The 21,537-nt window shown below is 67.4% G+C and carries 22 protein-coding genes; 7 read left to right on the top strand and 15 right to left on the bottom strand.

Features of this window, described 5'->3' with window-relative positions:
• Window positions 1-34: 34 nt before the first annotated feature.
• Window positions 35-613 (bottom strand): thymidine kinase, encoded by a 579-nt coding sequence (locus I0K15_RS13640; RefSeq protein ID WP_196102056.1) that lies wholly within the window; start codon window positions 611-613, stop codon window positions 35-37.
• Window positions 614-728: 115 nt separating this feature from the next.
• On the opposite strand from I0K15_RS13640, the gene I0K15_RS13645 reads away from it, so the two are divergent.
• Window positions 729-1,031, top strand: a complete 303-nt coding sequence (locus I0K15_RS13645; protein ID WP_196102057.1) for a hypothetical protein — start codon at window positions 729-731, stop codon at window positions 1,029-1,031.
• A 111-nt stretch (window positions 1,032-1,142) separates the two neighbouring features.
• On the opposite strand, the gene carB is transcribed toward I0K15_RS13645, so the two are convergent.
• A complete protein-coding gene (carB, locus tag I0K15_RS13650; protein WP_196102058.1) occupies window positions 1,143-4,373 on the bottom strand; it encodes a carbamoyl-phosphate synthase large subunit in 3,231 nt (1,076 codons plus the stop codon).
• Window positions 4,374-4,856: 483 nt separating this feature from the next.
• Between carB and I0K15_RS13655 the strand changes: the two genes are divergently transcribed.
• Together I0K15_RS13655 and I0K15_RS13660 are read left to right on the top strand one after the other, a co-directional pair.
• A complete protein-coding gene (locus I0K15_RS13655; protein ID WP_196102059.1) occupies window positions 4,857-5,441 on the top strand; it encodes an exopolysaccharide biosynthesis protein in 585 nt (194 codons plus the stop codon).
• 2 nt (window positions 5,442-5,443) lie between these two features.
• The gene (locus tag I0K15_RS13660; protein ID WP_196102060.1) at window positions 5,444-6,271 is read left to right on the top strand and encodes an alpha/beta hydrolase; all 828 of its coding nucleotides are present in this window, start codon (window positions 5,444-5,446) and stop codon (window positions 6,269-6,271) included.
• A gap of 89 nt (window positions 6,272-6,360) precedes the next feature.
• Here the strand turns inward: I0K15_RS13660 and I0K15_RS13665 are convergent, their stop codons facing one another.
• A complete protein-coding gene (locus tag I0K15_RS13665; protein WP_196102061.1) occupies window positions 6,361-6,861 on the bottom strand; it encodes a thioesterase family protein in 501 nt (166 codons plus the stop codon).
• Window positions 6,862-6,921: 60 nt separating this feature from the next.
• Between I0K15_RS13665 and I0K15_RS13670 the strand changes: the two genes are divergently transcribed.
• Window positions 6,922-8,295 (top strand): FAD-binding oxidoreductase, encoded by a 1,374-nt coding sequence (locus I0K15_RS13670; protein WP_196102062.1) that lies wholly within the window; start codon window positions 6,922-6,924, stop codon window positions 8,293-8,295.
• A 52-nt stretch (window positions 8,296-8,347) separates the two neighbouring features.
• Window positions 8,348-8,797 carry a YybH family protein gene (locus I0K15_RS13675; protein ID WP_196102063.1) on the top strand — a complete coding sequence of 150 codons (450 nt, stop codon included), beginning with the start codon at window positions 8,348-8,350 and terminating at the stop codon, window positions 8,795-8,797.
• A gap of 60 nt (window positions 8,798-8,857) precedes the next feature.
• Here the strand turns inward: I0K15_RS13675 and glpX are convergent, their stop codons facing one another.
• On the bottom strand, window positions 8,858-9,835 hold the full coding sequence (gene glpX / locus I0K15_RS13680; protein ID WP_196102064.1) for a class II fructose-bisphosphatase: 978 nt from the start codon (window positions 9,833-9,835) through the stop codon (window positions 8,858-8,860).
• A gap of 211 nt (window positions 9,836-10,046) precedes the next feature.
• Here glpX and I0K15_RS13685 point away from each other — a divergent pair, with 211 nt between their 5' ends.
• A complete protein-coding gene (locus I0K15_RS13685) occupies window positions 10,047-10,898 on the top strand; it encodes a bile acid:sodium symporter family protein (RefSeq protein ID WP_196102065.1) in 852 nt (283 codons plus the stop codon).
• 48 nt (window positions 10,899-10,946) lie between these two features.
• Here the strand turns inward: I0K15_RS13685 and I0K15_RS13690 are convergent, their stop codons facing one another.
• The gene (locus tag I0K15_RS13690; protein ID WP_196102066.1) at window positions 10,947-12,182 is read right to left on the bottom strand and encodes an MFS transporter; all 1,236 of its coding nucleotides are present in this window, start codon (window positions 12,180-12,182) and stop codon (window positions 10,947-10,949) included.
• 75 nt (window positions 12,183-12,257) lie between these two features.
• A complete protein-coding gene (locus I0K15_RS13695; RefSeq protein WP_196102067.1) occupies window positions 12,258-12,770 on the bottom strand; it encodes a GNAT family N-acetyltransferase in 513 nt (170 codons plus the stop codon).
• Between the two features lie 220 nt (window positions 12,771-12,990).
• Between I0K15_RS13695 and zapE the strand changes: the two genes are divergently transcribed.
• Window positions 12,991-14,079: a cell division protein ZapE gene (gene zapE / locus I0K15_RS13700; RefSeq protein WP_196102068.1), complete on the top strand. Its 1,089-nt coding sequence runs from the start codon at window positions 12,991-12,993 to the stop codon at window positions 14,077-14,079.
• Window positions 14,080-14,127: 48 nt separating this feature from the next.
• On the opposite strand, the gene I0K15_RS13705 is transcribed toward zapE, so the two are convergent.
• From I0K15_RS13705 to sdhC, 9 genes are all read right to left on the bottom strand, one after another.
• Complete coding sequence (locus tag I0K15_RS13705) at window positions 14,128-15,396, bottom strand: MFS transporter (protein WP_196102069.1); 1,269 nt, start codon at window positions 15,394-15,396, stop codon at window positions 14,128-14,130.
• A 128-nt stretch (window positions 15,397-15,524) separates the two neighbouring features.
• Window positions 15,525-15,848, bottom strand: a complete 324-nt coding sequence (locus tag I0K15_RS13710; RefSeq protein ID WP_196102070.1) for a hypothetical protein — start codon at window positions 15,846-15,848, stop codon at window positions 15,525-15,527.
• Window positions 15,849-16,002: 154 nt separating this feature from the next.
• A complete protein-coding gene (locus tag I0K15_RS13715) occupies window positions 16,003-16,500 on the bottom strand; it encodes a hypothetical protein (protein WP_196102071.1) in 498 nt (165 codons plus the stop codon).
• 82 nt (window positions 16,501-16,582) lie between these two features.
• The gene (locus tag I0K15_RS13720; RefSeq protein ID WP_196102072.1) at window positions 16,583-17,362 is read right to left on the bottom strand and encodes a succinate dehydrogenase iron-sulfur subunit; all 780 of its coding nucleotides are present in this window, start codon (window positions 17,360-17,362) and stop codon (window positions 16,583-16,585) included.
• 36 nt (window positions 17,363-17,398) lie between these two features.
• Window positions 17,399-18,058, bottom strand: coding sequence for a hypothetical protein (locus tag I0K15_RS13725; RefSeq protein WP_196102073.1), 660 nt, complete (start codon window positions 18,056-18,058; stop codon window positions 17,399-17,401).
• 62 nt (window positions 18,059-18,120) lie between these two features.
• The gene (locus I0K15_RS13730) at window positions 18,121-18,852 is read right to left on the bottom strand and encodes an FkbM family methyltransferase (RefSeq protein ID WP_196102074.1); all 732 of its coding nucleotides are present in this window, start codon (window positions 18,850-18,852) and stop codon (window positions 18,121-18,123) included.
• 11 nt (window positions 18,853-18,863) lie between these two features.
• Window positions 18,864-20,669, bottom strand: a complete 1,806-nt coding sequence (gene sdhA / locus I0K15_RS13735; RefSeq protein ID WP_196102075.1) for a succinate dehydrogenase flavoprotein subunit — start codon at window positions 20,667-20,669, stop codon at window positions 18,864-18,866.
• A 13-nt stretch (window positions 20,670-20,682) separates the two neighbouring features.
• A complete protein-coding gene (gene sdhD, locus I0K15_RS13740; RefSeq protein ID WP_196102076.1) occupies window positions 20,683-21,054 on the bottom strand; it encodes a succinate dehydrogenase, hydrophobic membrane anchor protein in 372 nt (123 codons plus the stop codon).
• Between the two features lie 11 nt (window positions 21,055-21,065).
• Window positions 21,066-21,449, bottom strand: coding sequence for a succinate dehydrogenase, cytochrome b556 subunit (gene sdhC, locus I0K15_RS13745; protein WP_196102077.1), 384 nt, complete (start codon window positions 21,447-21,449; stop codon window positions 21,066-21,068).
• Window positions 21,450-21,537: the final 88 nt, after the last annotated feature.

Genomic DNA, 21,537 nt, shown 5'->3' on the forward strand with positions numbered 1-21,537 from the left:
GAGGGGGGGGCTAGTTCCCCGTGAGGGGGGGGGGCTAGTTCCTCGTCTCCTCCCGCCAATGCTTCCGGCAGAGCGACACGTAGGTCTCGTTGCCGCCGATCTGCACCTGCTCGCCATCGGTCAGCGTCCGCCCGTTCTCATCCTGCCGGATCACCATCGTCGCCTTGCGCCCGCAATGGCAGATCGTCCTGATTTCCCTCAAGGAATCCGCCAGCGCCAGCAGCGTCGCGGAGCCCGGAAAGAGCTCCCCGCGGAAGTCCACCCGCAGCCCGAAGGCCATTACCGGCACGCCCAGATCGTCGGCCACGCGGGCGAGTTGCCAGGCCTGCTCCTTGGTCAGGAACTGCGCCTCGTCGACGAAGATGCAGGCGAGGGTGCGTTCCTCCAGCCGCTCCGCGACTCGGGCGAAGAGATCGTCCTCGGGCACGTAAGTCTCTGAATCCGAGGCGATTCCAATGCGGGAGGCGATGGTGCCGTGCCCCGCGCGGCGATCCAGATCAGCCGTGAGGAGAAGCGTGTCCATGCCGCGCTCGCGGTAGTTGTAACTGGCCTGCAACAGGATCGTGCTCTTGCCGGCATTCATCGTCGAGTAGTTGAAGTAAAGCTTTGCCATTGTTGGGAGTTTCTCGAATCCGGAAATTGGCTGCGACACTATCGCAATATGTGGTTGACACAAACCGCCCTAGGTCCAAACCTTGTGGGATAACAGGCAAGGAAATGGGCAGGTTTTGTTCGACTTCTCGAACGAGGAGACCCGGGCGGATCATCTCGGCGCCATCTGGCTCGATGGCGAAGATGGGATGCGTTTCCGCTTCGAGGTCAGGGGCTTACACGTCCCGGCGCCAGGTGCGGTGGCGATCTACGCGCGGCTGGCGGGCGGTCGCTATGTCCCGCTGCGCATCGTGGAGAGCGGTGCGGACACGCCACACCCGCGTGCAACACACGTTCTGACCCACCGCCCCCACGCCGACGACCCGCTGAATTGCCGTGACGTCATTCGGGCTCTGAAGGAGCGTATGAAACGCGTGTGATTTGCGCGCACAGAGCGTATGACACCTGTGCACCGCAGCACCGTGCGGTGGTCTGTTAACCCGATCTCAAAAGTGACCTGAAGCACCGGCACAGGGCCGAGGACGCAGCCTTCAGGCCGCGCCAAGCCCCTGGATCGGCATCACCGCAATCTCACCATCGAGGCGATTGCGCATGGCGAGCGCTGCTGCGCGGGCCCCGGCGGCGGTGGTGTAGTAGGGGATCTTGTCGTTCAGGGCGACGCGGCGGATGTCGCGGCTGTCTGCGATCGACTGCGCACCCTCGGTGGTGTTCATCACGAGGGCGACGGTGCCGTCCTTCATCGCGTCCACGATGTTGGGGCGCGGCTCATGCGCCTTGTTGACCTTCGTCGCCGTCACGCCGTTCTGCGCAAGCCATGCAGCGGTGCCGGTGGTGGCCACGATCTCGAACCCGAGACCCGCGACGGTTTGCGCCGCCTCCAGCATCGCGGCGCCCTTGTCGGCGTCCTTGATCGAGATGAAGGCGGTGCCCTCCCGCGGCAAGTCCACGCCCGCGCCGAGCTGGGCCTTGAGGAAGGCGCGTTCGAAGGAGGTGTCGAGGCCCATGACCTCGCCGGTGCTCCGCATCTCCGGGCCGAGCAGGGTATCGACGCCGGGGAAGCGGGCGAAGGGCAGGACCGCCTCCTTGACCGCAATATGCGGGGTTTCGGCGGGTTTCAGCTCGAAGGCGTCGAGGGCCTCACCCGCCATCAGCCGTGCGGCGATGGAGGCGATAGGCGAGCCCACGGCCTTCGCCACGAAGGGCACGGTGCGCGAGGCGCGGGGGTTAACCTCCAGCACGAAGATCTCGCCGTCCTTGATCGCGAACTGCACGTTCATCAGGCCGACGACGTTCAGCTTCAGGGCCATCGCCTCAGCCTGCCGCTTCAACTCGGCCACAGTGGCGGCGTCGAGCGAATGCGGGGGCAGCGAGCAGGCGCTGTCGCCGGAATGGACGCCGGCCTCCTCGATATGCTCCATCACGCCGGCGACGTGCACGCGGGTGCCGTCGCTGAGGCAGTCCACGTCGACCTCCACCGCACCGGCAAGGTAGGAATCCAGCAGGACCGGGCTGTCGCCGGAGACCTGCACGGCGGTGGCGATGTAGCGTTCCAGATGCGCAGTATCGCGCACGATCTCCATGCCGCGCCCGCCCAGCACGTAGGAGGGGCGGATGACCAGCGGGTAGCCGACCTCGTCCGCGATGCGCATGGCCTCCGCGGCCGACGACGCGATGCCGTTGCGCGGTTGCTTGAGACCCAGCTCGTTGAGCATCGCCTGGAACCGCTCGCGATCCTCGGCGAGATCGATCGCGTCGGGCGAGGTGCCGAGGATCGGGATGCCCTCGGCCTCCAGCGCGTTGGCGAGCTTGAGCGGGGTCTGGCCGCCGAACTGGACGATGACGCCTTGCAGGCTGCCGTTTTCCTGCTCCACCCGCAGGATTTCGAGGACGTGCTCCAGCGTCAGCGGCTCGAAATAGAGGCGGTCGGAGGTGTCGTAATCGGTGCTCACCGTTTCCGGATTGCAGTTGACCATGATGGTCTCGTAGCCCGCGTCCGTGAGCGCGAAGCAGGCGTGGCAGCAGCAATAGTCGAACTCGATGCCCTGGCCGATGCGGTTGGGGCCGCCGCCGAGGATGACGACCTTCTTGGCGTCGGTGGGCCGGGCCTCGCACTCGACCTCGCCCATCATGTCGGCCTCGTAGGTCGAGTACATGTAGGGGGTCTGTGCCTCGAACTCGGCGGCGCAGGTGTCGATGCGCTTGAAGACCGCGCGCACGTCGAGCCGATGGCGGTGGTGGCGCACGTCGGTTTCGGACTGGCCGGTGAGGTGGGCAAGGCGGGCGTCGGTGAAGCCCATCATCTTGATCCGGCGCATGCCGGCCGTGGTCTCGGGCAGGCCGCTGGCGGCGATCTGCGCCTCCTCCTCCACGATCTCGCGGATGCGGGCGAGGAACCACGGGTCGAAGGAGGTGAGCGCCTGGATCTCGTCATCGCCCAGGCCTTCGCGCATCCCTTGCGCGATGACGCGGAGCCGGTCGGGGGTCTGCTTGGAGAGCTCGGCAACCAGAGCCTCGCGCCCGTCGAAGGTGATCTCGTCAAAGCCGGTGAGGCCGGTTTCCATGCTGGCGAGCGCCTTCTGCACGCTCTCATGGAAGGTCCGGCCGATGGCCATGGCCTCGCCCACGGACTTCATGGCGGTGGTCAGGTTCGGTTCGGAGCCCGGGAACTTCTCGAAGGCGAAGCGGGGGATCTTGGTGACGACATAGTCGATGGTCGGCTCGAAGGAGGCAGGAGTGACCCCGGTGATGTCGTTGTCCAGCTCGTCAAGCGTGTAGCCGACGGCGAGCTTCGCCGCGATCTTGGCGATCGGGAAACCCGTGGCTTTGGACGCCAGAGCCGACGACCGAGACACCCGCGGGTTCATCTCGATCACGACCATGCGGCCGTTCTCCGGGTTCACGGCCCATTGCACGTTGGAGCCGCCGGTCTCCACCCCGATCTCGCGCAGCACGGCGATGCTGGCATTGCGCATCATCTGGTATTCGCGGTCGGTCAGCGTGAGGGCGGGGGCGACGGTGATGGAGTCGCCGGTGTGGACGCCCATCGGATCCACGTTCTCGATGGAACAGATGATGATCGCGTTGTCCGCCTTGTCGCGGACGACCTCCATCTCGTACTCCTTCCAGCCCAGCAGGCTCTCGTCGATCAGGATCTGGGAGACGGGGGAGGCGTCGAGGCCGCTCCGGCAGATGGTCTCGTAGTCCTCGCGGTTGTAGGCGACGCCGCCGCCGGTGCCGCCGAGCGTGAAGGCGGGGCGGATGATGGCGGGGAGGCCCACATGGGGCAGGGCCTCCATCGCCTCGTCGAAGCTGTTTGCGATGGTCGCCTTGGGGTTTTCGAGGCCCAGCCGGTCCATCGCCTCGCGGAAAAGCTTGCGGTCCTCGGCCATCTCGATGGCGGCGCGCTTGGCGCCGATCAGCTCAACGCCGAACTTCTCCAGCACGCCGAGATCGTCGAGTTCGAGCGCGGTATTGAGGCCCGTCTGCCCGCCCATGGTGGGGAGGAGGGCGTCGGGCCGCTCCTTCTCGATGATTTTCGCGACGACCTCGGCGGTGATCGGCTCGATATAGGTGGCGTCCGCCATGCCCGGATCGGTCATGATCGTGGCGGGGTTGGAATTGACGAGGATGACGCGGTAGCCCTCCTCCCGCAGGGCCTTGCAGGCCTGGGCGCCGGAATAGTCGAACTCGCATGCCTGCCCGATCACGATGGGCCCCGCTCCGATGATGAGGATCGAGGAGATATCGGTGCGCTTTGGCATGAGGGCGACTCCGGGTCGGGTGCGGGCAAATTGGCGGTGGTTTACGGGGGCGGCGGGTGTGGCGCAAGCGTTGCGCGCGGGCTTTTTGGGATCGGGGCTTTTGGGTTCGGGTGCTTCCCTCGATCCGGCGGCGCGTGAGCACGGTTGCCACGGGGACGAACCGCCCGGAATCAAGCCGAAGGCGCCGGGCGAGCGCCTGCCCGTTCCGGCGGGCTGGCGCTTTGCGGCAGCGTGCTCGGTTCGCAGGTAGCAACGACCTTGCAGGCATAAAGTGCGTCGTCCGCAGGGCGGGGGCGCCATCCCACGGGCACGCGCTCGCCCGGCTTTGGTTGGGCGTGTATGGGCAACGGGCAGGGCAAGCCCGGAGGCCGAGACGCCCGAACCGCCTCACCCGCATCTACCTGACGGGAAGCTGCAAATCCGTCCTTGAGCCGCCGCGCGCCCGTTCACATCTCTGACGCGTTGTTCGTGCAAGGAGAGGACATGCCCGATCGAACCCGACCGCTGGAAGATGTCCTCGACGATTTCGGAGAGACCGTGGATCAGGAGGGCACCACGGTCGGCGCGCTGGTCCACGCCTTCGAGGATCGCCCGCTCGGTGTGCTGCTCACCCTCCTGTCGGGCGTCTTGCTGATCCCCTTCGTCGGCGGGATCCCGGGCCTTCCCGATGTGGCCGCCACGCTGATGCTGATCTTCATCGTGCAGAGCTGGGTGGGGCAGAAGGGGATCTGGCTGCCGAAGTTCATCGCCAACCGCGATGTCGGGTATGACCGGCTGAAGGGCGCGCTGAGTTGGGCGCGGCCCTATGCGCGCCGGGTGGACAGCCTGCTGAAGCAGCGCCTCGTCTTTCTGGTGCGAAGCTGGCCCGCGCGCATCGTGATCTCGCTGATCTGCGCGGCGCTCGCCTTCTCGATCTACTTCCTGGGCTTCATTCCCTTCGCCATGCTGCCCGCGGCCGCGGCGATCTTCGCCTTCGGGCTCGCGCTGATCGGGCGGGACGGGCTTCTGGCGCTGGCGGGCTATCTCTTCACCGGGGGCACGGTCTGGCTTCTGTTCCGGGTGATCTGACGATGTGGAAATGGCTGTGTGTGGTGCTGGCGCTGGCCGGGTGCTCGCCCATCGACTTCGTGAACGCGCGGGCGGGGGTCGAGGGCGTGGTGGAGACGCGGGACGTGGCCTACGGGCCGGAGCTGCGGCAGCGCTACGACCTCTACGATCCGGGCGGGGAGGGGCCGGTGGTCGTCTTCGTGCAGGGCGGCGCGTGGTCGGCGGGGGACAAGCGCTTCTACCGCTTTATCGGCACGGCGCTGGCGGCGGAGGGCTGGCGGGTCGCAGTGCCGAACTACCGCCTCGCGCCGCGGGTGGTGTTCCCGACCTTCGTGGAGGACGTGGCTGCCGTGGTCGAAGCGGTGCGCCGCGACGTGGCGGGCGGCGCGCCGGTCTGGCTGGTGGGGCATTCCGCGGGCGCGCATATCGGGGCGCTGATCGTGCATGACCCCCACTATCTGGCAGCTTTGGGGAGCGATCCGTGCGGGTCCGTGGCAGGCTTCGTCGGGATTGCGGGAGCGTATGACTTCCTGCCGATCGAGGGGCCGCGGTTCGGTGCGATCTTCCCGGAGGCGACGCGGGACGCCAGCCAGCCGGTGAACTTCGGTGCGGGTGAGGCGCCGCCCACGCTGCTGTTGCACGGTGCGCGGGACAACATCGTGGACGTCGAGCAGGCGGAGAGCTTCGCGAAGGCCCTGCGCAAGGGCGGCAACCGTGTGCGGCTGGAGATCTATCGCGGCGTCGGCCACCTGAGCATCCTCGGCGCGCTGGGCGAACCGTTCCGAGGGCAGGCCCCGACGCTGGACAGCGTGCGGACATTTATCGAAGGGGCAGCGCCGGGGTGCCGATAGTTCTTGGGGCCGCCGGGCGGTAGGGTTCTTCTGCATCTTACCGCCCCGGACCTGATCCGGGGCCTGTCGTGGATTGGGGCGGCGATCCCCTACCGTCGCAATCCGAGAGGCGCGCCGATGCGGGGCGGGTGGGGCACGGCGGCGTGGTCGGCCTTCATCCGCTCCAGCCGCTTCAGCGCCCAGTCGGGGAACGGCGCGCCACGGCGGGCGTCCAGATCGACGTTCATCACCATGAGCTCGGAGGTCGCGCGGACCTCGCCCTCGCTCACCAGTTCGGCCCAGATGTGCATCCGCTTCGTGTCGTGGTCGAGCAGGAGGAACCGGCCGTGAAAGGTCGCGCCCTCCAGCATCTCGCCCAGATAGTGCATGTGGGTCTGCAGCACGTAGGGCCCCATGCGGTCGGCCTTCGCATGCGCTTCGCCGAGGCCGAGGACGTCCTGCAGCTCGTCCTGCGCCCGGTCGATCGCCATCGTGTAGTAGGCGACATTCATGTGGCCGTTATAGTCGATCCACTCGGGCGGCACGGTCTGCTCGGAGGTCTCGAAGGGGGCGGCGTAGGGGCCGTCATGGCCGGTGAGCGGACGAGACATCGGGAGCCTTTGACTTGGGGCCGCGGTCTTCGCAGGATCGCGGAAAACCGGGGGAGTGACATGAGCATAGAAACGGCGATCGTGGCCCTGGGCAAGACCCTCGGCGACCGGGTGCAGACCGGGGAGAGCGTGCGCGCGCTGCATGGCGCCAACGAGAGCTACTATGACGAGGTGCTGCCCGACGCCGTGGTCTTCCCCCGCTCGACGGAGGAGGTGGCGCTGATCGCGCGGACCTGCGCGGAGCATGGCTGCCCGATCGTGCCCTGGGGGACCGGAACGTCGCTGGAGGGGCATGCATTGGCGGTGAAGGGGGGCATCAGCCTCGACATGAGCGAGATGGCCGCGTTGCTGGAGGTGAACGCCGAGGACATGGATTGCCGCGTGCAGCCCGGCTGCACCCGCGAGGCGCTGAACGAGGAACTGCGCGCGACGGGGCTGTTCTTCCCGGTCGATCCCGGCGCCAATGCCTCGCTGGGCGGGATGGCGGCGACGCGCGCCTCGGGCACCACCGCCGTGCGCTACGGCACGATGCGGGAGAACGTGCTGGGGCTGCAGGTGGTGCTGGCCGACGGGCGGGTGATTCATACCGGCAGCCGGGCGCGGAAATCCTCCGCCGGGTATGACCTGACGAAGCTGATCGTCGGCTCCGAAGGGACGCTGGGGATCATCACGGAGCTGACGCTGCGGCTGCAGGGCCAGCCGGAGGCGGCGGCGAGCGCGGTCTGCGCCTTTCCCGATATCGACAGTGCCGTGGCGGCGGTGCAGGCGACCATGCAGATGGGCGTGCCGATGGCGCGGATCGAGTTCCTCGATGCCGAGTGCGTGCGGGCGGTCAATGCCTGGGACAGGCGGGACATGCCGGAGACCCCGCACCTCTTCATGGAGTTCCACGGCTCCGAGGCCGGGGTGGCCGAGCAGGCGGAGACGGTGCGCGAGATCGTCTCCGAGTTCGGCGGCGGCGATTTCGGCTGGTCGACGGCTCAGGAGGAGCGAAACCGCCTCTGGCACGCGCGGCACAACGCATATTACGCGGTGAAGGCGCTGCGCCCCGGCTGCCGGGCGGTGACGACCGATGTCTGCGTACCGATCTCCCGCCTCGCGGAGGCGGTGACGGAGACGGCGGCGGAGATCGCGCAGAGCGCCATTCCCGGGCCAATCCTTGGCCATGTGGGCGACGGGAACTTCCATGCCGCCCTGCTGATCGAGCCGGGCCATGAGGGTGAACTGGCGGAAGCGAAGCGGCTCGCGCACGCCATGGCCGAGCGGGCGCTGCGGATGGGCGGGACCGTGACCGGAGAGCATGGCGTTGGCATCGGCAAGAAGCGCTACATGGAGGCCGAGCACGGCGCGGGCTGGCAGGTGATGGCCGAGATCAAGCGCGCGCTCGACCCGGGCAACATCCTCAACCCCGGCAAGGTGGTGGAGGTGAACTGAGACGCGGTTTCGCGCTGCCGCGCGAGGATATTTTCGTTCAAGGTGGAAGATGATGGAGCTGCCCCAGACCCCAGAGGACATTCCCGCGGCCTTTGCCGAGGCGTGGATGGCGCGGGATGCGGCGGCGCTGGCCGGGCTGATGGCCGAGGATGCGGACTTCGTGAACGTCGTGGGGATCTGGTGGCATGACCGCGCGGCGATCGAAAAGGCGCATCACTACGGGCTGACGACTTTCTTTCGGGACAGCGTGCTACGCTTTGGCCGGGTGAAGGTGCGGATGCTGGGTGATGTGGCCGTGGTGCATGGGCGGGCGCGGCTGTCGGGGCAGTATGCGCCGGATGGCTCGGTCGCCGGGGATCGGCAGAACATCCTGATTTTCGTCGCGCGGAAGGTCGCCGCTGGCTGGCAGGTGGTGGCGGTGCAGAACACCGATATCGTGCCGGGGGCCGAGACCTATGTGAGCGGCGGCGACGGGTTTCGGGCGGAGGATTATCGGGGGTAGATCGGGTGACTGCCCCCTCCCTAACCCTCCCCCTTGGAGGTGGAGGGGACTTTTCCCGGGTTACTGGTTTTTCTGGCGGTAGAAGAGGCGGCGGACGGAGCCGGTCTTCGACCGCATCAGGATCGTCTCCGTCTCCAGATACTCGCCGTCGCGCCGGGCGCCGCGCACGACGGAGCCGTCCGTGACGCCCGTGGCCGAGAAGATCACGTGCTCGGTCACCATGTCATCGCGCTCGTAGATTCGGTCGAGATCGGTGATCCCGGCCTTCTCCGCCCGGCCTCGTTCATCGTCGTTGCGGAAGAGGAGACGGCCCTGCATCTGGCCGCCCATGCACTTGAGTGCTGCGGCCGCGAGCACGCCCTCCGGTGCGCCGCCGGAGCCCATATACATGTCGATCCCGGTCTTTTCGGCCTCCGCGCAGTGGATGACGCCGGCCACGTCGCCGTCGGTGATGAGGCGGATCCGGGCGCCGGTCGAGCGGATCTCGGCGATCAGGTCCTGGTGGCGGGGGCGTTCGAGGACGCAGACCATCACGCCTTCGGTCGTCGTGCCTTTCGCCGCCGCCATGACCTGGATGCGCTGGGTGGGGCTCATGTCGAGGGTGACGAGGCCGTCGGGATAGCCCGGGCCGATCGCCAGCTTGTCCATGTAGACGTCGGGCGCGTGCAGCATCGAACCGCGCGGACCCATGGCGATGACGGCGAGCGCGTTGGGCATGTCTTTGGCCGTGAGGGTCGTGCCCTCCAGCGGATCGAGGGCGATGTCCACGCCGGGGCCGTTTCCGGAGCCGACCTCCTCGCCGATATAGAGCATGGGCGCCTCGTCCCGCTCCCCCTCGCCGATCACCACGACGCCCTTGATGTCGAGCATGTTAAGCTGGGTGCGCATCGCGTCCACGGCGGCCTGGTCGGCGGCCTTTTCGTCGCCCGAGCCGATGAGCTTGGCCGCCGCGATGGCCGCGGCCTCCGACACCCGTGCGAGGCCGAGGCTCAGCATGCGGTCGGAGAAGATGTTGTCTTTCGCGGTCTTGGTGGCCATGGGGGCGTCTCCCGAGGGTCGTTGCTGCGATCGCGTCATTCCTGCGGGACGGGCTGCTTCGTTTCAAGGGAAAGGCTTGCCGCGGTGCAACTTAAAGCGGTTTCGGGACCGGAGCGCATCGCCCTTCCCCAACGTCATGCGGTTTTCGGTTGGTGCGGCGGGCCGTCGCGCCGCACTCTCTGCCGACAAAAAGAAAAGGGGAGGGACGGACATGCTCATCGAGGTGTTTCTGCCGCTGTCGCTGGCGTTCATCATGTTCTCGTTGGGGTTGGGACTGATGCCGGCGGACTTCGCGCGGGTTGCGCGGATGCCCAAGGCGTTCCTGATCGGCGCGGTCGCGCAGGTGGCCTTGCTGCCGCTGATCGCGTTCCTGTTGTTACAAGTGTTTGAGCTGCCGCCGGAGCTTGCGGTGGGCGTGATGATCCTCGCCTACGCGCCGGGGGGCGTGACCTCGAACATCATCACGAAGCTGGCGGGCGGGGCGGTGGCGCTGTCGGTGTCGCTCACGGCGGTGGTGAGCCTGCTGTCTGTCGTCACCGTGCCGCTGCTGGTCGCCTTCGCGGTGGACTGGTTCCTGGGCGAGGCCGCGCCGGAGGTGAATGTCACCTCGCTGGCGCTCTCGATGTTCGCGCTGACGGCGGTGCCGGTGAGCCTCGGCGTCGGGCTCCGGGCGCTGGCGCCGGGCTTCGGCGTGCGGTTCGAGCGGGTGGCCTCGCGCATCGCCACGGTGCTCTTCGTCATCATCATCGTGGGCGCGCTGGCGGCGAACTGGGGTGTGTTCGTGGAGAACCTGCCGGTGCTCGGGCCGCTCCTGATCGTGCTCAACGCGGTGATGCTGGCGGTGGGCTACGCGCTGGCCCGCGGTGGCGGGCTGGAGACGAAGGAGCGGATCGCGATCGCCATCGAGGCGGGGGTTCAGAACGGCACGCTCGGCATCACGGTGGGGGCGCTGATCGGCGGTGGCTCGGTGATCGGGCCGTTCTCGCTCGCCTCCGGCGTCTACGGGATCACGATGTATTTCGTCGCTCTACCCTTCGTGCTGTGGGTCCGGCGGCGGGGCTGACGCCCCGCCGGTCCGCCTCCGGCGGGCGTATTGGACGAGAGTGATGGATCAGGCGGCGAGCGGCCTCGGCTCGTTCTCCCGAATGGGCAGGTGGACAAGGGCGGAGAAGGCGCCGACGCCGACGCCCACCCACCACACCGCATCATAGGTGCCGTAGATGTCGTAGAGCGCGCCGCCCAGCCAGACGCCAGTGAAGCTGCCGAGCTGGTGGGAGAAGAAGACGATCCCGTAGAGCGTGCCCATGTAGCGCAGCCCGTAGAGATGCGCGATCAGCCCCGAGGTCAGCGGCACCGTGGCGAGCCAGAGCGAGCCCATGGTGATCGAGAACACGATGACGGTCAGCGGCGTCATCGGCAGCGCGATGAAGAGCGCCGCGATCACCGTCCGGCCCGCATAGATGCCTGCCAGCAGGTACTTCTTGGGCAGCGTCGCGCCGAGCTTGCCCGCGTAGATCGTGCCAGCGATGTTGGCCAAACCGATCAGCGCGATGGACCAGGCGCCGAGCGCCGCGGTGTCGGAGATGCCAACGCTGTCGAGCACTCCTCCGGGCGAGATCGGGCCACAGACCTCAGTCACGAAGGCCGGGAAGTGCGCGGTGATGAAGCCGAGCTGATAGCCGCAGGAAAAGAAGCCGACGAAGATCAGGATGTAGGACGGGTCGCGGAAGGCGCGGCCGAGCATCTGGCCCATGGTCTCCTCCACTGCCGAGCGCGGCGCGGGCTGCGGCACGCGCATCAGCGGCAGGAAGGCGAGGGAGGCAAGAATGAGGACGGTGAAGACGAGGAACACGCCGGACCAGTCCATGAAGGTGAGGAGCGCCGCGGCGACCGGCGGGCCGACGACCTGACCGGCGGAGCCTGCGGCGGTCGCGATGCCGAGCGCCATCGACCGGTGCTCGTCCGCCGTCGCCCGGCCGACCACGGCGAGGATCACGCCGAAGCCGGTGCCCGCGATGCCGAAGCCGACAAGGATTTCAAGGAGCTGCATCTGCGCGGGGTTCACCGCATAGGCCGAGAGCGCAAGGCCGATGGCATAGACCACGGCGCCAAGGATAATCGCCTTGCGATCGCCGAACCGCTCCGCAATCGCGGCGAAGATCGGCTGGCCGACGCCCCAGGCGAGGTTCTGGATGGCGATGGCGAGCGAGAATTCGGCGCGCAGCCAGCCAAACTCCTCAGCGATCGGGATCTGGAAGACGCCGAAGCTCGCACGGATGCCGAAGCTCACCAGCATGATGAGCGAGCCCGCGATCAGGACGGGGGTGAACAGGCGGGACTGGGTCATGGCGGCTTCCTCCGGGTGCGCGAGGGTAGGCGCGAGGCCGGGGGCGGCTCAAACGAATTATTGTATGGGTTCGGTTCAGGATTCCTGATGTGACGATGCCCAGCGGTAAGCGAGCTCGGTCCGCGTGGCCTCACCGAAGGGCACGTCCTTGTCGGCGCCGGGGATCCTGGCAGCGCCGATCGCGGTGTAGAAGCGGCGGGCGGCATGGTTGTCCTCCAGCACCCAGAGGCCGGTGTCGCCGTCGAGACCCTCGAGGGCCGTGGTGAACAGGGCCGTGCCGAGGCCCCGTCGCTGGCCGCTTTTGAGGATGTAGAGGGCGTAGAGCTCGTGCAGGCAGCCGGCAGCGCGCAGGCCATCGTCGCGCATCGGACCGGCATTGGCGAAGGCGACTTCACCGGCGATCAGGATGCGGCTGGCGCCGGGCGCTGCGATCTGCTTCGTCCAGAAGGCCGTGCTGCGCGCCACGTCCAGTTGGTCGAGAAAGGCGTTCGGGATCAGGCCGGTATAGGTCTCATGCCAGCTTTCGACATGGATGCGCGCGATGGTGGCGGCGTCCTCGGGGCTGGCAGGGCGGATCGGCGGGGTCATGCTCGGACTTTAGCGCTGCCGCGGGCCGGACGTCATCCTCGGGCTTATCCCGGGGATCCTCCGCGGCGGGAGATGGTCGGGTCGCGCCCGAGCACAACGAGTACATTCGCCCGCCTTCCTCCTTGTCCAAATATCTCCGCCGGAAGCCCCGCGCCCGATCGGGCGCGCCCCGGAGCACCGCGGGCTGGTCAGCGCGGCGCGGTGCCGCTAATCGGGACACATGACCGACGGACCTCTTCCCCGATACCGCGCGCTGGTCTCCGACGGTGCGCTCAACGCCGATCCGGCGCAGCGGCTCGCGGCGGAGAAGCTGCAACTGCTCCACGGCCGGCTGAAGGGCTACGACCCGAAGGCGGGCAAGAAGGTGCGGCTCGGCCTCTTCGGCTGGGGGCGCGAGCGGGTGCGGGAGGCCGATATTCCGGGCCTCTACATCTACGGCGGGGTCGGGCGCGGCAAGTCGATGCTGATGGACCTGTTCTTCGAGACCGCACCGGTGGAGCCGAAGCGCCGCGTCCACTTCCACGCCTTCATGCAGGACGTGCACGAGCGGATCGGCACGGCGCGCGCGCGGGGGCAGGAGGATCCGGTGGAGCCCGTGGCCGAGGCGATTGCCGAGGGTGCGACGCTGCTCTGCTTCGACGAGATGCAGATCACCGACATCACGGATGCGATGCTGGTCGGGCGTCTCTTCGAGAAGCTGTTCGCGCGCGGTGTGATCGTGGTCGCGACCTCCAATCGCCATCCGGATGCGCTCTACGAGAACGGGCTGAACCGCCAGCTTTTCCTGCCGTTCATCGCGCTGATCAAGGAGCGGATGGAGGTGCATGAGCTCTCGGACGGCACAGACCACCGGACCGGGCGGCTAGAGGGGGCGAAGCGCTGGTTCGCGGCGGGCGATCCGGGTTTCGATGCGCTCTGGGGCGAGATTGCGGGCGGAGACTGCGCGCCGCTGGTGCTGCACCGCAAGGGGCGCGAGGTCGTGGTGCCGCGTTTCCGCAACGGGGCGGGGCGGGGCGATTTCGCGGCTTTGTGCGGCCAGCCGCTGGGGCCTGGCGACTACCTCGCCATCGCGGACGCGGTCCGGGTCCTCTTCATCGAGGACGTGCCGACGCTGAGCCGGGCGCGGGCCAATGAAGCCAAGCGCTTCGTCACGCTGATCGACGCGCTCTACGAGGCAAAGGCGGGGCTGGTGGCGAGCGCGGCGGCGGAGCCCGAGGCGCTCTATCCCGAAGGCGACGGGGCGTTCGAGTTCCAGCGGACCGTGAGCCGGCTGCACGAGATGCGCAGTGCGGGGTGGGGTGAGGATTGATCTCCGGCGGCTTTCAGCCACCGAGGATACTTCTGCAAGGCAGCGGGGTCAGTCCTGCACTTCCTCCAGCGTCAGGGCGAGGAGGGCGCCGCCCGCGCTCATCGCCGCCATGATGGCGATGACCGTCGCCGCGCCGGCGAACTGGGCGAGGATGCCGAAGCCCGCGCCGGCGATCAGGATGACGCCGATCACGGTGTTGGAGAGCGCGGTGTAGAGCGTCCGCTGCTCTTCGGGTGCCAGGTCGACGAGATAAGTCGAGCGGCCGACGCGGACGCCTTGGTAGGCGAGCATGAGACCGAAGAGGAGCGCAGGCAGCGTGACCATGCCGAGCGGTCCGGACAGCGCGAGGGCCGTCGTCAGGCCCAGCGTCACGGCGGCAGCGAGGCCCGCATAGATCAGCACCTTGCGGCTCGATCGGTCCGACAAGCGACCCCAGACCCAGCCGGAGACCAGTGCCGCGCCCGCCGACGCGAGGACGAGGAGGCCGAGGGCGCCGAAGCTCTCGCCCGCGCCGGACGTGCCGAGGGTGACCATGAACGGCGGCGCGAGAGCGGTGGCGGTCAGCAGGCCGCGAACGAGGATGAAGCGGCCGAGCGCGCGCTCCTGCCAGATGAGGGGGAGCTTCGCGAGGGTCTCGCGTGGCGTGCCACCTTCGCCCGGGTTCGCCTCTTCCGCCAGCGTGGTGAAGAGCGCTCCGGCGAGCAACCACAGTCCCGCGGCCAGCGCGATACCGCAGATGACGAGCACCTGCTTGTCGAAGATCCCGGCACTCAGAAGGAGGCCATAGAGGATCGTGCCGCCCGCCGCCACGGACCCGGCGAGCCCGGTGGCGGTGCCTCGCGCGTGTTGCGGGGCGGTTTTGCCCAGCACGTCCTTATAGGCGACCGAGCAGATCGAGCGGCTGAGGGCGAGGGCCGCGAGCAGGGCGACGATGGTGGCTCCGGCGGCGGCTCCACTCAGGGTGAGGGCGGCCACGACCATGCCGCCTGCACAGATCCCTTGGCCCGCAGCCCCCGCGGCCCACACCCATTTGCGGCGGGCGCGGCTCGCGATCGGGCCGGCGGTGAAAATCTGCGGCAGCAGCGCCCCGGCCTCCCGCACCGGGACCAGCAGCCCGGCATAGAGCGTGGGTGCGCCGAGGCTGGTGAGCAGCCAGCTCAGGACCAGTTTCGGGTCGATCAGTCCGTCGGCGACCTTGCTGGAGGAGAGGCTGAGCAGATGCGTGACGAAGTTGCGCGGCGCACTCTCGGGCACCGCATCGTCCTGCGCGCGTGCATCCGTGAGGGCTTCGTAGACGGTCTCCGTCGTGTCGGTCATCCCGCGTCCTGTGTCGTTGCGTTCATCGCGCGAGATGGAGCGCGGGGACGGGAAAGCGAGCCGACGAGGCGGGGAACAAGGTCGCAGGGCAAGGCGGGCGGGGCCTGTGCCCGCCCGCCCGCATCGGGTCAGACGCCCGGGTAGGTCGCGAGATCGCCGCCCGCCACCAGGTAGTCGAGGAGGGCCGTGCGGTTCGGATCGGTCCGCGCATCGAGCGCGTCGAGCTCGGCCTGCGTCAGGATGCGGCGGGAATAGCCGCTGCGGCTCAGGCAGGCGTCCATGCCGTTGGCCTCCGCCCGCGCGCGCAGGTCGGAATCGTCGCTGGCGGTCGCGGCCAGACCCACGAGGCCGCCGGCCAGCGCCATGCCGATAGAGGTGCCGACCATGGCGGTGTCGGCGGACTGGTTCGCCTCGGTGCTGCACGCGCGGATGTCGGTGCGCGCCTGCTGCATCGTGGTGTCCGGACGGGTCGGAATCGACGCCTGGGGCGGCTTGGCGCAGCCCTACAGCGCCAAGGCAGCCGAAAGAACGGCCGCACCGAGGTTGTCTTCGAAATCAGGGTTTCCGCTGCGTCGCGATATGCGCATCCAACGCGGCTGCCGAACCTCAGTCGGTGGCGAGCGACGAGCGGATGGTCGAGCCGCTTTCGAGGAACAGGAGTGCGCGCCGCTGCTGTGCGTTGGTCAGCGACGCCCAGAGCTCCGCATCGCCGGCCTGCAGGACGTATTGCGTCGGTAGCGGAAGGCTACCGGCGGCGGTCTCGACCGGCGCAGGGGTAGGGGCAGGGGCCGGAGTTGGAGCGGGTACCGTGGGCTCCGGCGTTGCGATGGTCACGGGGGCGGGTGCGGTGGAGGCGACCTGCGGTCCACCCGCAGCGATGCAGGCATTGATCCGGTCGGCCTGCTGCTGCGTCACGTTCGGACCGGTCTGGATGCGGTACTGCTCCCCATCGGCGCCGAGCTCATAGGACATCACGAAGGTGCCGACGATGTCCTCGGACGAGCGGCATGCAGCCGCCACATCTCGCAGGCCCGCCCCGAAGGACGCGCTTCCGCACGCTGCAAGCACTGTAGTCGCCACGGCGACGATGGATATCCGGACCATAATTCCTCCCCCCGAATGAAAAATGGCCCACCGATCTTGCGCGATCGGCGGGCCTTTGCAACGGGGTGGCGCAAACAAAGCGTCACACGCGGCGTTCAACCATCATTTTCTTGATCTCGGCGATGGATTTCGCCGGGTTCAGACCCTTCGGACAGGTCTTGGTGCAGTTCATGATCGTGTGGCAGCGGTAGAGCTTGAACGGATCCTCAAGCTGGTCGAGCCGCTCGCCCGTCGCCTCGTCCCGGCTGTCGATGATCCAGCGGTAGGCGTGCAGCAGGGCCGCCGGGCCGAGATACCGATCGCCGTTCCACCAGTAGGACGGGCAGGCGGTCGAACAGCTCGCGCACATCACGCATTCATAGAGACCGTCGAGCTTCTTGCGATCCTCGATCGACTGGCGCCACTCGGTCGCCGGGCGGTTCGTCTTGGTCTCCAGCCACGGCATTATGGAGGCATGCTGGGCGTAGAAGTGGGTGAGGTCGGGGATCAGGTCCTTGACCACCGGCATGTGAGGCAGCGGATAGATCGCGATGTCGCCCTTCACCTCGTCCAGGCCATAGATGCATGCGAGCGTGTTGATCCCGCCGATATTCATCGCGCAGGAGCCACAGATTCCCTCCCGGCAGGAGCGGCGGAAGGTCAGCGTCGGATCGATCTCGTTCTTGATCTTGATGAGGGCGTCCAGAACCATCGGGCCACACGTATCGAGATCCACGAAATAGGTGTCGACCCGCGGGTTCTCGCCGCTGTCGGGATCGAAGCGGTAGATCTTGAATGTCCGCAGGTTCGTGGCCCCGGCAGGCTTCGGCCAGGTCTTGCCCACGGTGACGCGGGAGTTCTTGGGAAGTGCGAGTTCAACCATTTGCGGATCCTCTCCAGTCTTGGGGGCGTGCAACCGTCACTGCGACAGCAGCGGAGCGGCGCGGCCCACATCCTTTCCTTTGTGAGCGAAGGTCATGATTTCGCTCACAACGTGTTCGTGTTGCTTGATCGTGAAGTCGCGGTAGATCGTTTCATCGAATTCGATGTCGTTCAGGTAGCCTTCGGGCCGGGCCAGGCAGAGCATCGGAATCTTCTTCTCATGGCACCACCGGGCGAAGCGGATGTCCACGAAGCGCTTCGCGTCTTTCATGTAGTCAAAGGGCGGCAGCATGGAGGGCCGTGCGATCAAGTGACCCGTGCCGAGTTGCGAGACGCGGGTCGTGCGTTCCAGCGCCTTCTTGAAGAAGAAGACCTGCCGGCGGCGCAGGATCGGCTTGAAGAGCGTCTTCAGCCGTCGCCGCTTGTAGATCGTGCCGTGGAAGCCGGCGACGAAGCGATTGAGATCGATCTTCTCGACCGACCTCCTGGCGTAGTCGACGTAGTCTGGTGGGTAGATCTGATCATCGTCGATCAGGAACACGAGGTCTGCGTCCTCGACATCGGGCATGAACTTGCCGGTGTCGCGGGTGTTGTCGGCCGGGATGATGGGATTGAGATTTGGGACGCCCGCCAACTCGTCCGGCACCTCATTGTACTCATTGAGCACGAGGTTGATCCGGTCGACCTGCGGGGCCATGGCCTCGATCACGGGCAGGAGATGGGAGCGCCGGGCCGGATATGTCGCGAGGTTCGCTACGATCATCGGACGCCGTGCTTCTTTTCGAACCGCGCGATCTCGCGCCGGATGGAGCGGCCGTTTTCACGGCCTTCGGGCGCGAAGACGACGGTGGGTGTCGCGTTGTGCACTTCGGCCGCGACATAGCGGTGCTGTTCAAGCTCCTCGCGGAAGCGGTCGTACTCGGTCAGGTTGGCAAGCTCCGCAACAATCACCGGGCGGTCGCGGGAAATGACGCCAGCCGCGCCGCGCAGCACGTTGGTCTCGTAACCCTCCACGTCGATCTTGAGGAGGCGGATGGGCGTCCGGTCGGCGGGCAGGGCGTCATCCAGACGCACGATGGCCGCCCGTTCGCCTGCGTCGATACCCTCGACGATGCGGAACATGCCGGCATTGCCTTCGTTCGGTGTGGTCAGGACGACCTCGCCCGGAGCATCGCCGACCGCCTCGGGGCGAACCTCGATCTGATCGATCAGATCGTTTGCCTCGATCAGCCGCTCGAGGATGAGGCGGTTGCGCGCCACAGGTTCGAACGCGATGCAACGCAATCCGATGACGCCCGCAAAGAACAGCGCGTGGTTCCCGATATTCGAGCCGCAGTCGATCGCCCAGCCGTCCGCCGGAACCCGGCGGGCGAGTGCTGTGAGCATGTCGACTTCGTAGAACGTCCGCTTCTTCTCGATCTGCCGCGCGATGTGGTCGCCGGGCGGCAGATCGGGGAAGGCAAAAGTCTTGTCCTCGAAGCGGATCTCCATGCGGTTGGGCCTCAGTACACCCGGGCCTTCGGGGCGATCTTGGCGAGGTCGATGCCGCCCTCGTTGTGGCCCGTCAGCGGCGAGAGGTGGACGGGGCGGTAGCCTAGCGTCGTGCCCTTGCCGTTGACATAGGCCAGCGAGTGGACGCGCCAGTTCTCGTCATCGCGGTCGGGGTAGTCCTCGTGCGCGTGGGCGCCGCGGCTCTCCTTCCGGGCTTCGGCCGAGACAACCGTGGCGAGGGCGTTGGGCATCAGGTTGGTGAGCTCCAGCGTCTCCATCAGGTCGGAGTTCCAGACGAGGCTGCGATCGGTCACGCTGACATCGCTCATCCGGCCGGCGATGGCGGTCATCTTCTCGACCCCCTCGGCCAGCGTTTTGTCGGTGCGGAAGACGGCGGCGTCGGCCTGCATGGCCTTCTGCATGTCGAGGCGCAGCTCGGCGGTCGGGGTCGAGCCCTCGGCATGGCGCAGCTTGTCGAAGCGATCCATCGCGCTTTCGACGCTCTTCGCGTTGAGGTCGGCGTTCTTCGCCTCGGGATCGACGACCTTGCCCGCCTTGATCGCGGCGGCGCGGCCGAAGACCACGAGGTCGATCAGGGAGTTGGAGCCGAGGCGATTGGCGCCGTGCACGGAGGCACAGCCCGCCTCGCCCACGGCCATCAGGCCGGGCACGATGCGGTCGGGATCGTCCTCGGTTGGGTCGAGAACCTCGCCCCAGTAGTTCGTCGGGATGCCGCCCATGTTGTAGTGGACCGTCGGCAGCACCGGGATCGGCTCCTTGGTCACGTCGACACCGGCGAAGATGCGCGCGCTTTCGGAGATGCCGGGCAGCCGCTCGGCCAGCGCCTCGGCCGGCAGGTGGTCGAGGTGGAGGTGGATGTGATCCCCGTCCTTGCCGACGCCGCGGCCCTCGCGGATCTCCATCGTCATGCAGCGCGAGACCACGTCGCGGGAGGCGAGGTCCTTGTAGGTGGGCGCGTAGCGCTCCATGAACCGCTCGCCCTCGGAGTTGGTGAGGTAGCCGCCCTCGCCGCGTGCGCCTTCGGTGATGAGGCAGCCTGCGCCGTAGATGCCGGTGGGGTGGAACTGGACGAACTCCATGTCCTGGAGTGGCAGGCCCTGGCGCGCGACCATGCCGCCGCCGTCGCCGGTGCAGGTGTGGGCGGAGGTCGCCGAGAAGTAGGCACGGCCGTAGCCACCCGTTGCCAGAACCACCATCTTCGCGTTGAAGCGGTGCAGCGTGCCGTCGTCGAGCTTCCACGCGATCACGCCCTGGCACTCGCCATCCTCGGACATGATGAGGTCGGTCGCGAAGTACTCGATGTAGAACTCGGCCTGCTGCTTGAGCGACTGGCCGTAGAGCGTGTGCAGGATCGCGTGGCCGGTCCGGTCGGCGGCCGCACAGGTGCGCTGCACGGGCGGGCCCTCACCGAACTCTGTCGTGTGGCCGCCAAAGGGGCGCTGGTAGATCTTGCCTTCCTCGGTGCGCGAGAACGGGACGCCGTAATGCTCCAGCTCGTAAACCGCCTTCGGTGCCTCACGGGCGAGGTACTCCATCGCGTCGGTGTCACCCAACCAGTCGGAGCCCTTCACCGTGTCGTACATGTGCCATTGCCACGAATCCGGGCCCATGTTGCCGAGGCTCGCGGCGATGCCGCCCTGGGCTGCGACCGTGTGGGAACGGGTCGGGAAGACCTTGGTCACACAAGCGGTGCGCAGGCCCTGCTCGGCCATGCCCAGCGTCGCGCGCAGGCCGGACCCGCCGGCCCCCACCACGACGACGTCATAGGTGTGATCGATGAATTCGTAAGCGGACATGTGGGTAATCTCCTCAGAGCGCGATGCGGGCCACGGCAAAGATGCCGGCGGCCGCCGCGGCATAGCTCAGGCAGGTCGTGGCGACGATCAGGGCGGTGCGCGTGGCGCCGCCTGTGTAGTCCTCGATCAGGACCTGCACGCCTTGCTTGAAGTGCATCCAGCCCACGACGAGCGTCAGGGCCGCGACGATGGCCGGGAAGGGCTGGGAGTAGACGGCGAGCGCCGTCTCGTAGTCGCTGCCCAGCGTGCGACCGAAGGTGAAGATGAAGAGCGGGATCAGGATGGCCAGCGCGATCGAGCTGAGCTTGACCTGCCAGAAATGCTCGGTCCCGTCCTTGGCCGAGCCCAGACCCATCACGCGCTTGTAGTCGGTGCGATAATCCATGTGAGCCTCCCTCAGACCGCGATGATGGTCAGGATGGTGAGCACGCCGGATCCGATGACGACGCCCCAGCCGAGCTTGTAAGCCGTCTCGAGGTCCAGGCCGCGGCCCGTGTCCCAGTAGAGGTGCCGCAAACCGGCGAGGAAGTGGTACCAGAGCGCCCAGACCGAGCCGAGCATCACCAGATCGCCGAGGATGGAGGTGATGAGACCGTTCGCGGTTGCGAAGGCTTCGGGACCGCTGGCCAGCGCGAGGAACCACCACACGATCAGCAGCGACGCGACAAGCAGGGCGTTTCCGGTGATCCGCGTCAGGATCGACGTGACGGAGGTCAGCTGCGGCTTGTAGATCGTCAGATGCGGCGAAAGCGGGCGGTTGCCCCGATTGACGTCGGCCATGCGGTCTCCTGATCAGTTGCGACCCGAAACGGGCGTTAGCAGCTAAACTAGACCAGTTGAGAGCGCGGCCAAACCCCGGAATGCCCCG

Origin of the sequence: Pontivivens ytuae (genome assembly GCF_015679265.1) — a bacterium.
Taxonomy (GTDB): domain Bacteria; phylum Pseudomonadota; class Alphaproteobacteria; order Rhodobacterales; family Rhodobacteraceae; genus Pontivivens; species Pontivivens ytuae.

Bases quoted from the DNA above. Each gene is read 5' to 3' on its own strand.
- I0K15_RS13640 (WP_196102056.1), bottom strand. From the start codon at position 613: ATGGCAAAGCTTTACTTCAACTACTCGACGATGAATGCCGGCAAGAGC.
- carB (WP_196102058.1), bottom strand. From the start codon at position 4,373: ATGCCAAAGCGCACCGATATCTCCTCGATCCTCATCATCGGAGCGGGG.
- I0K15_RS13655 (WP_196102059.1), top strand. From the start codon at position 4,857: ATGCCCGATCGAACCCGACCGCTGGAAGATGTCCTCGACGATTTCGGA.
- I0K15_RS13660 (WP_196102060.1), top strand. From the start codon at position 5,444: ATGTGGAAATGGCTGTGTGTGGTGCTGGCGCTGGCCGGGTGCTCGCCC.
- I0K15_RS13665 (WP_196102061.1), bottom strand. From the start codon at position 6,861: ATGTCTCGTCCGCTCACCGGCCATGACGGCCCCTACGCCGCCCCCTTC.
- I0K15_RS13670 (WP_196102062.1), top strand. From the start codon at position 6,922: ATGAGCATAGAAACGGCGATCGTGGCCCTGGGCAAGACCCTCGGCGAC.
- I0K15_RS13675 (WP_196102063.1), top strand. From the start codon at position 8,348: ATGGAGCTGCCCCAGACCCCAGAGGACATTCCCGCGGCCTTTGCCGAG.
- glpX (WP_196102064.1), bottom strand. From the start codon at position 9,835: ATGGCCACCAAGACCGCGAAAGACAACATCTTCTCCGACCGCATGCTG.
- I0K15_RS13685 (WP_196102065.1), top strand. From the start codon at position 10,047: ATGCTCATCGAGGTGTTTCTGCCGCTGTCGCTGGCGTTCATCATGTTC.
- I0K15_RS13690 (WP_196102066.1), bottom strand. From the start codon at position 12,182: ATGACCCAGTCCCGCCTGTTCACCCCCGTCCTGATCGCGGGCTCGCTC.
- I0K15_RS13695 (WP_196102067.1), bottom strand. From the start codon at position 12,770: ATGACCCCGCCGATCCGCCCTGCCAGCCCCGAGGACGCCGCCACCATC.
- zapE (WP_196102068.1), top strand. From the start codon at position 12,991: ATGACCGACGGACCTCTTCCCCGATACCGCGCGCTGGTCTCCGACGGT.
- I0K15_RS13705 (WP_196102069.1), bottom strand. From the start codon at position 15,396: ATGACCGACACGACGGAGACCGTCTACGAAGCCCTCACGGATGCACGC.
- I0K15_RS13710 (WP_196102070.1), bottom strand. From the start codon at position 15,848: ATGCAGCAGGCGCGCACCGACATCCGCGCGTGCAGCACCGAGGCGAAC.
- I0K15_RS13715 (WP_196102071.1), bottom strand. From the start codon at position 16,500: ATGGTCCGGATATCCATCGTCGCCGTGGCGACTACAGTGCTTGCAGCG.
- I0K15_RS13720 (WP_196102072.1), bottom strand. From the start codon at position 17,362: ATGGTTGAACTCGCACTTCCCAAGAACTCCCGCGTCACCGTGGGCAAG.
- I0K15_RS13725 (WP_196102073.1), bottom strand. From the start codon at position 18,058: ATGGCCCCGCAGGTCGACCGGATCAACCTCGTGCTCAATGAGTACAAT.
- I0K15_RS13730 (WP_196102074.1), bottom strand. From the start codon at position 18,852: ATGGAGATCCGCTTCGAGGACAAGACTTTTGCCTTCCCCGATCTGCCG.
- sdhA (WP_196102075.1), bottom strand. From the start codon at position 20,669: ATGTCCGCTTACGAATTCATCGATCACACCTATGACGTCGTCGTGGTG.
- sdhD (WP_196102076.1), bottom strand. From the start codon at position 21,054: ATGGATTATCGCACCGACTACAAGCGCGTGATGGGTCTGGGCTCGGCC.
- sdhC (WP_196102077.1), bottom strand. From the start codon at position 21,449: ATGGCCGACGTCAATCGGGGCAACCGCCCGCTTTCGCCGCATCTGACG.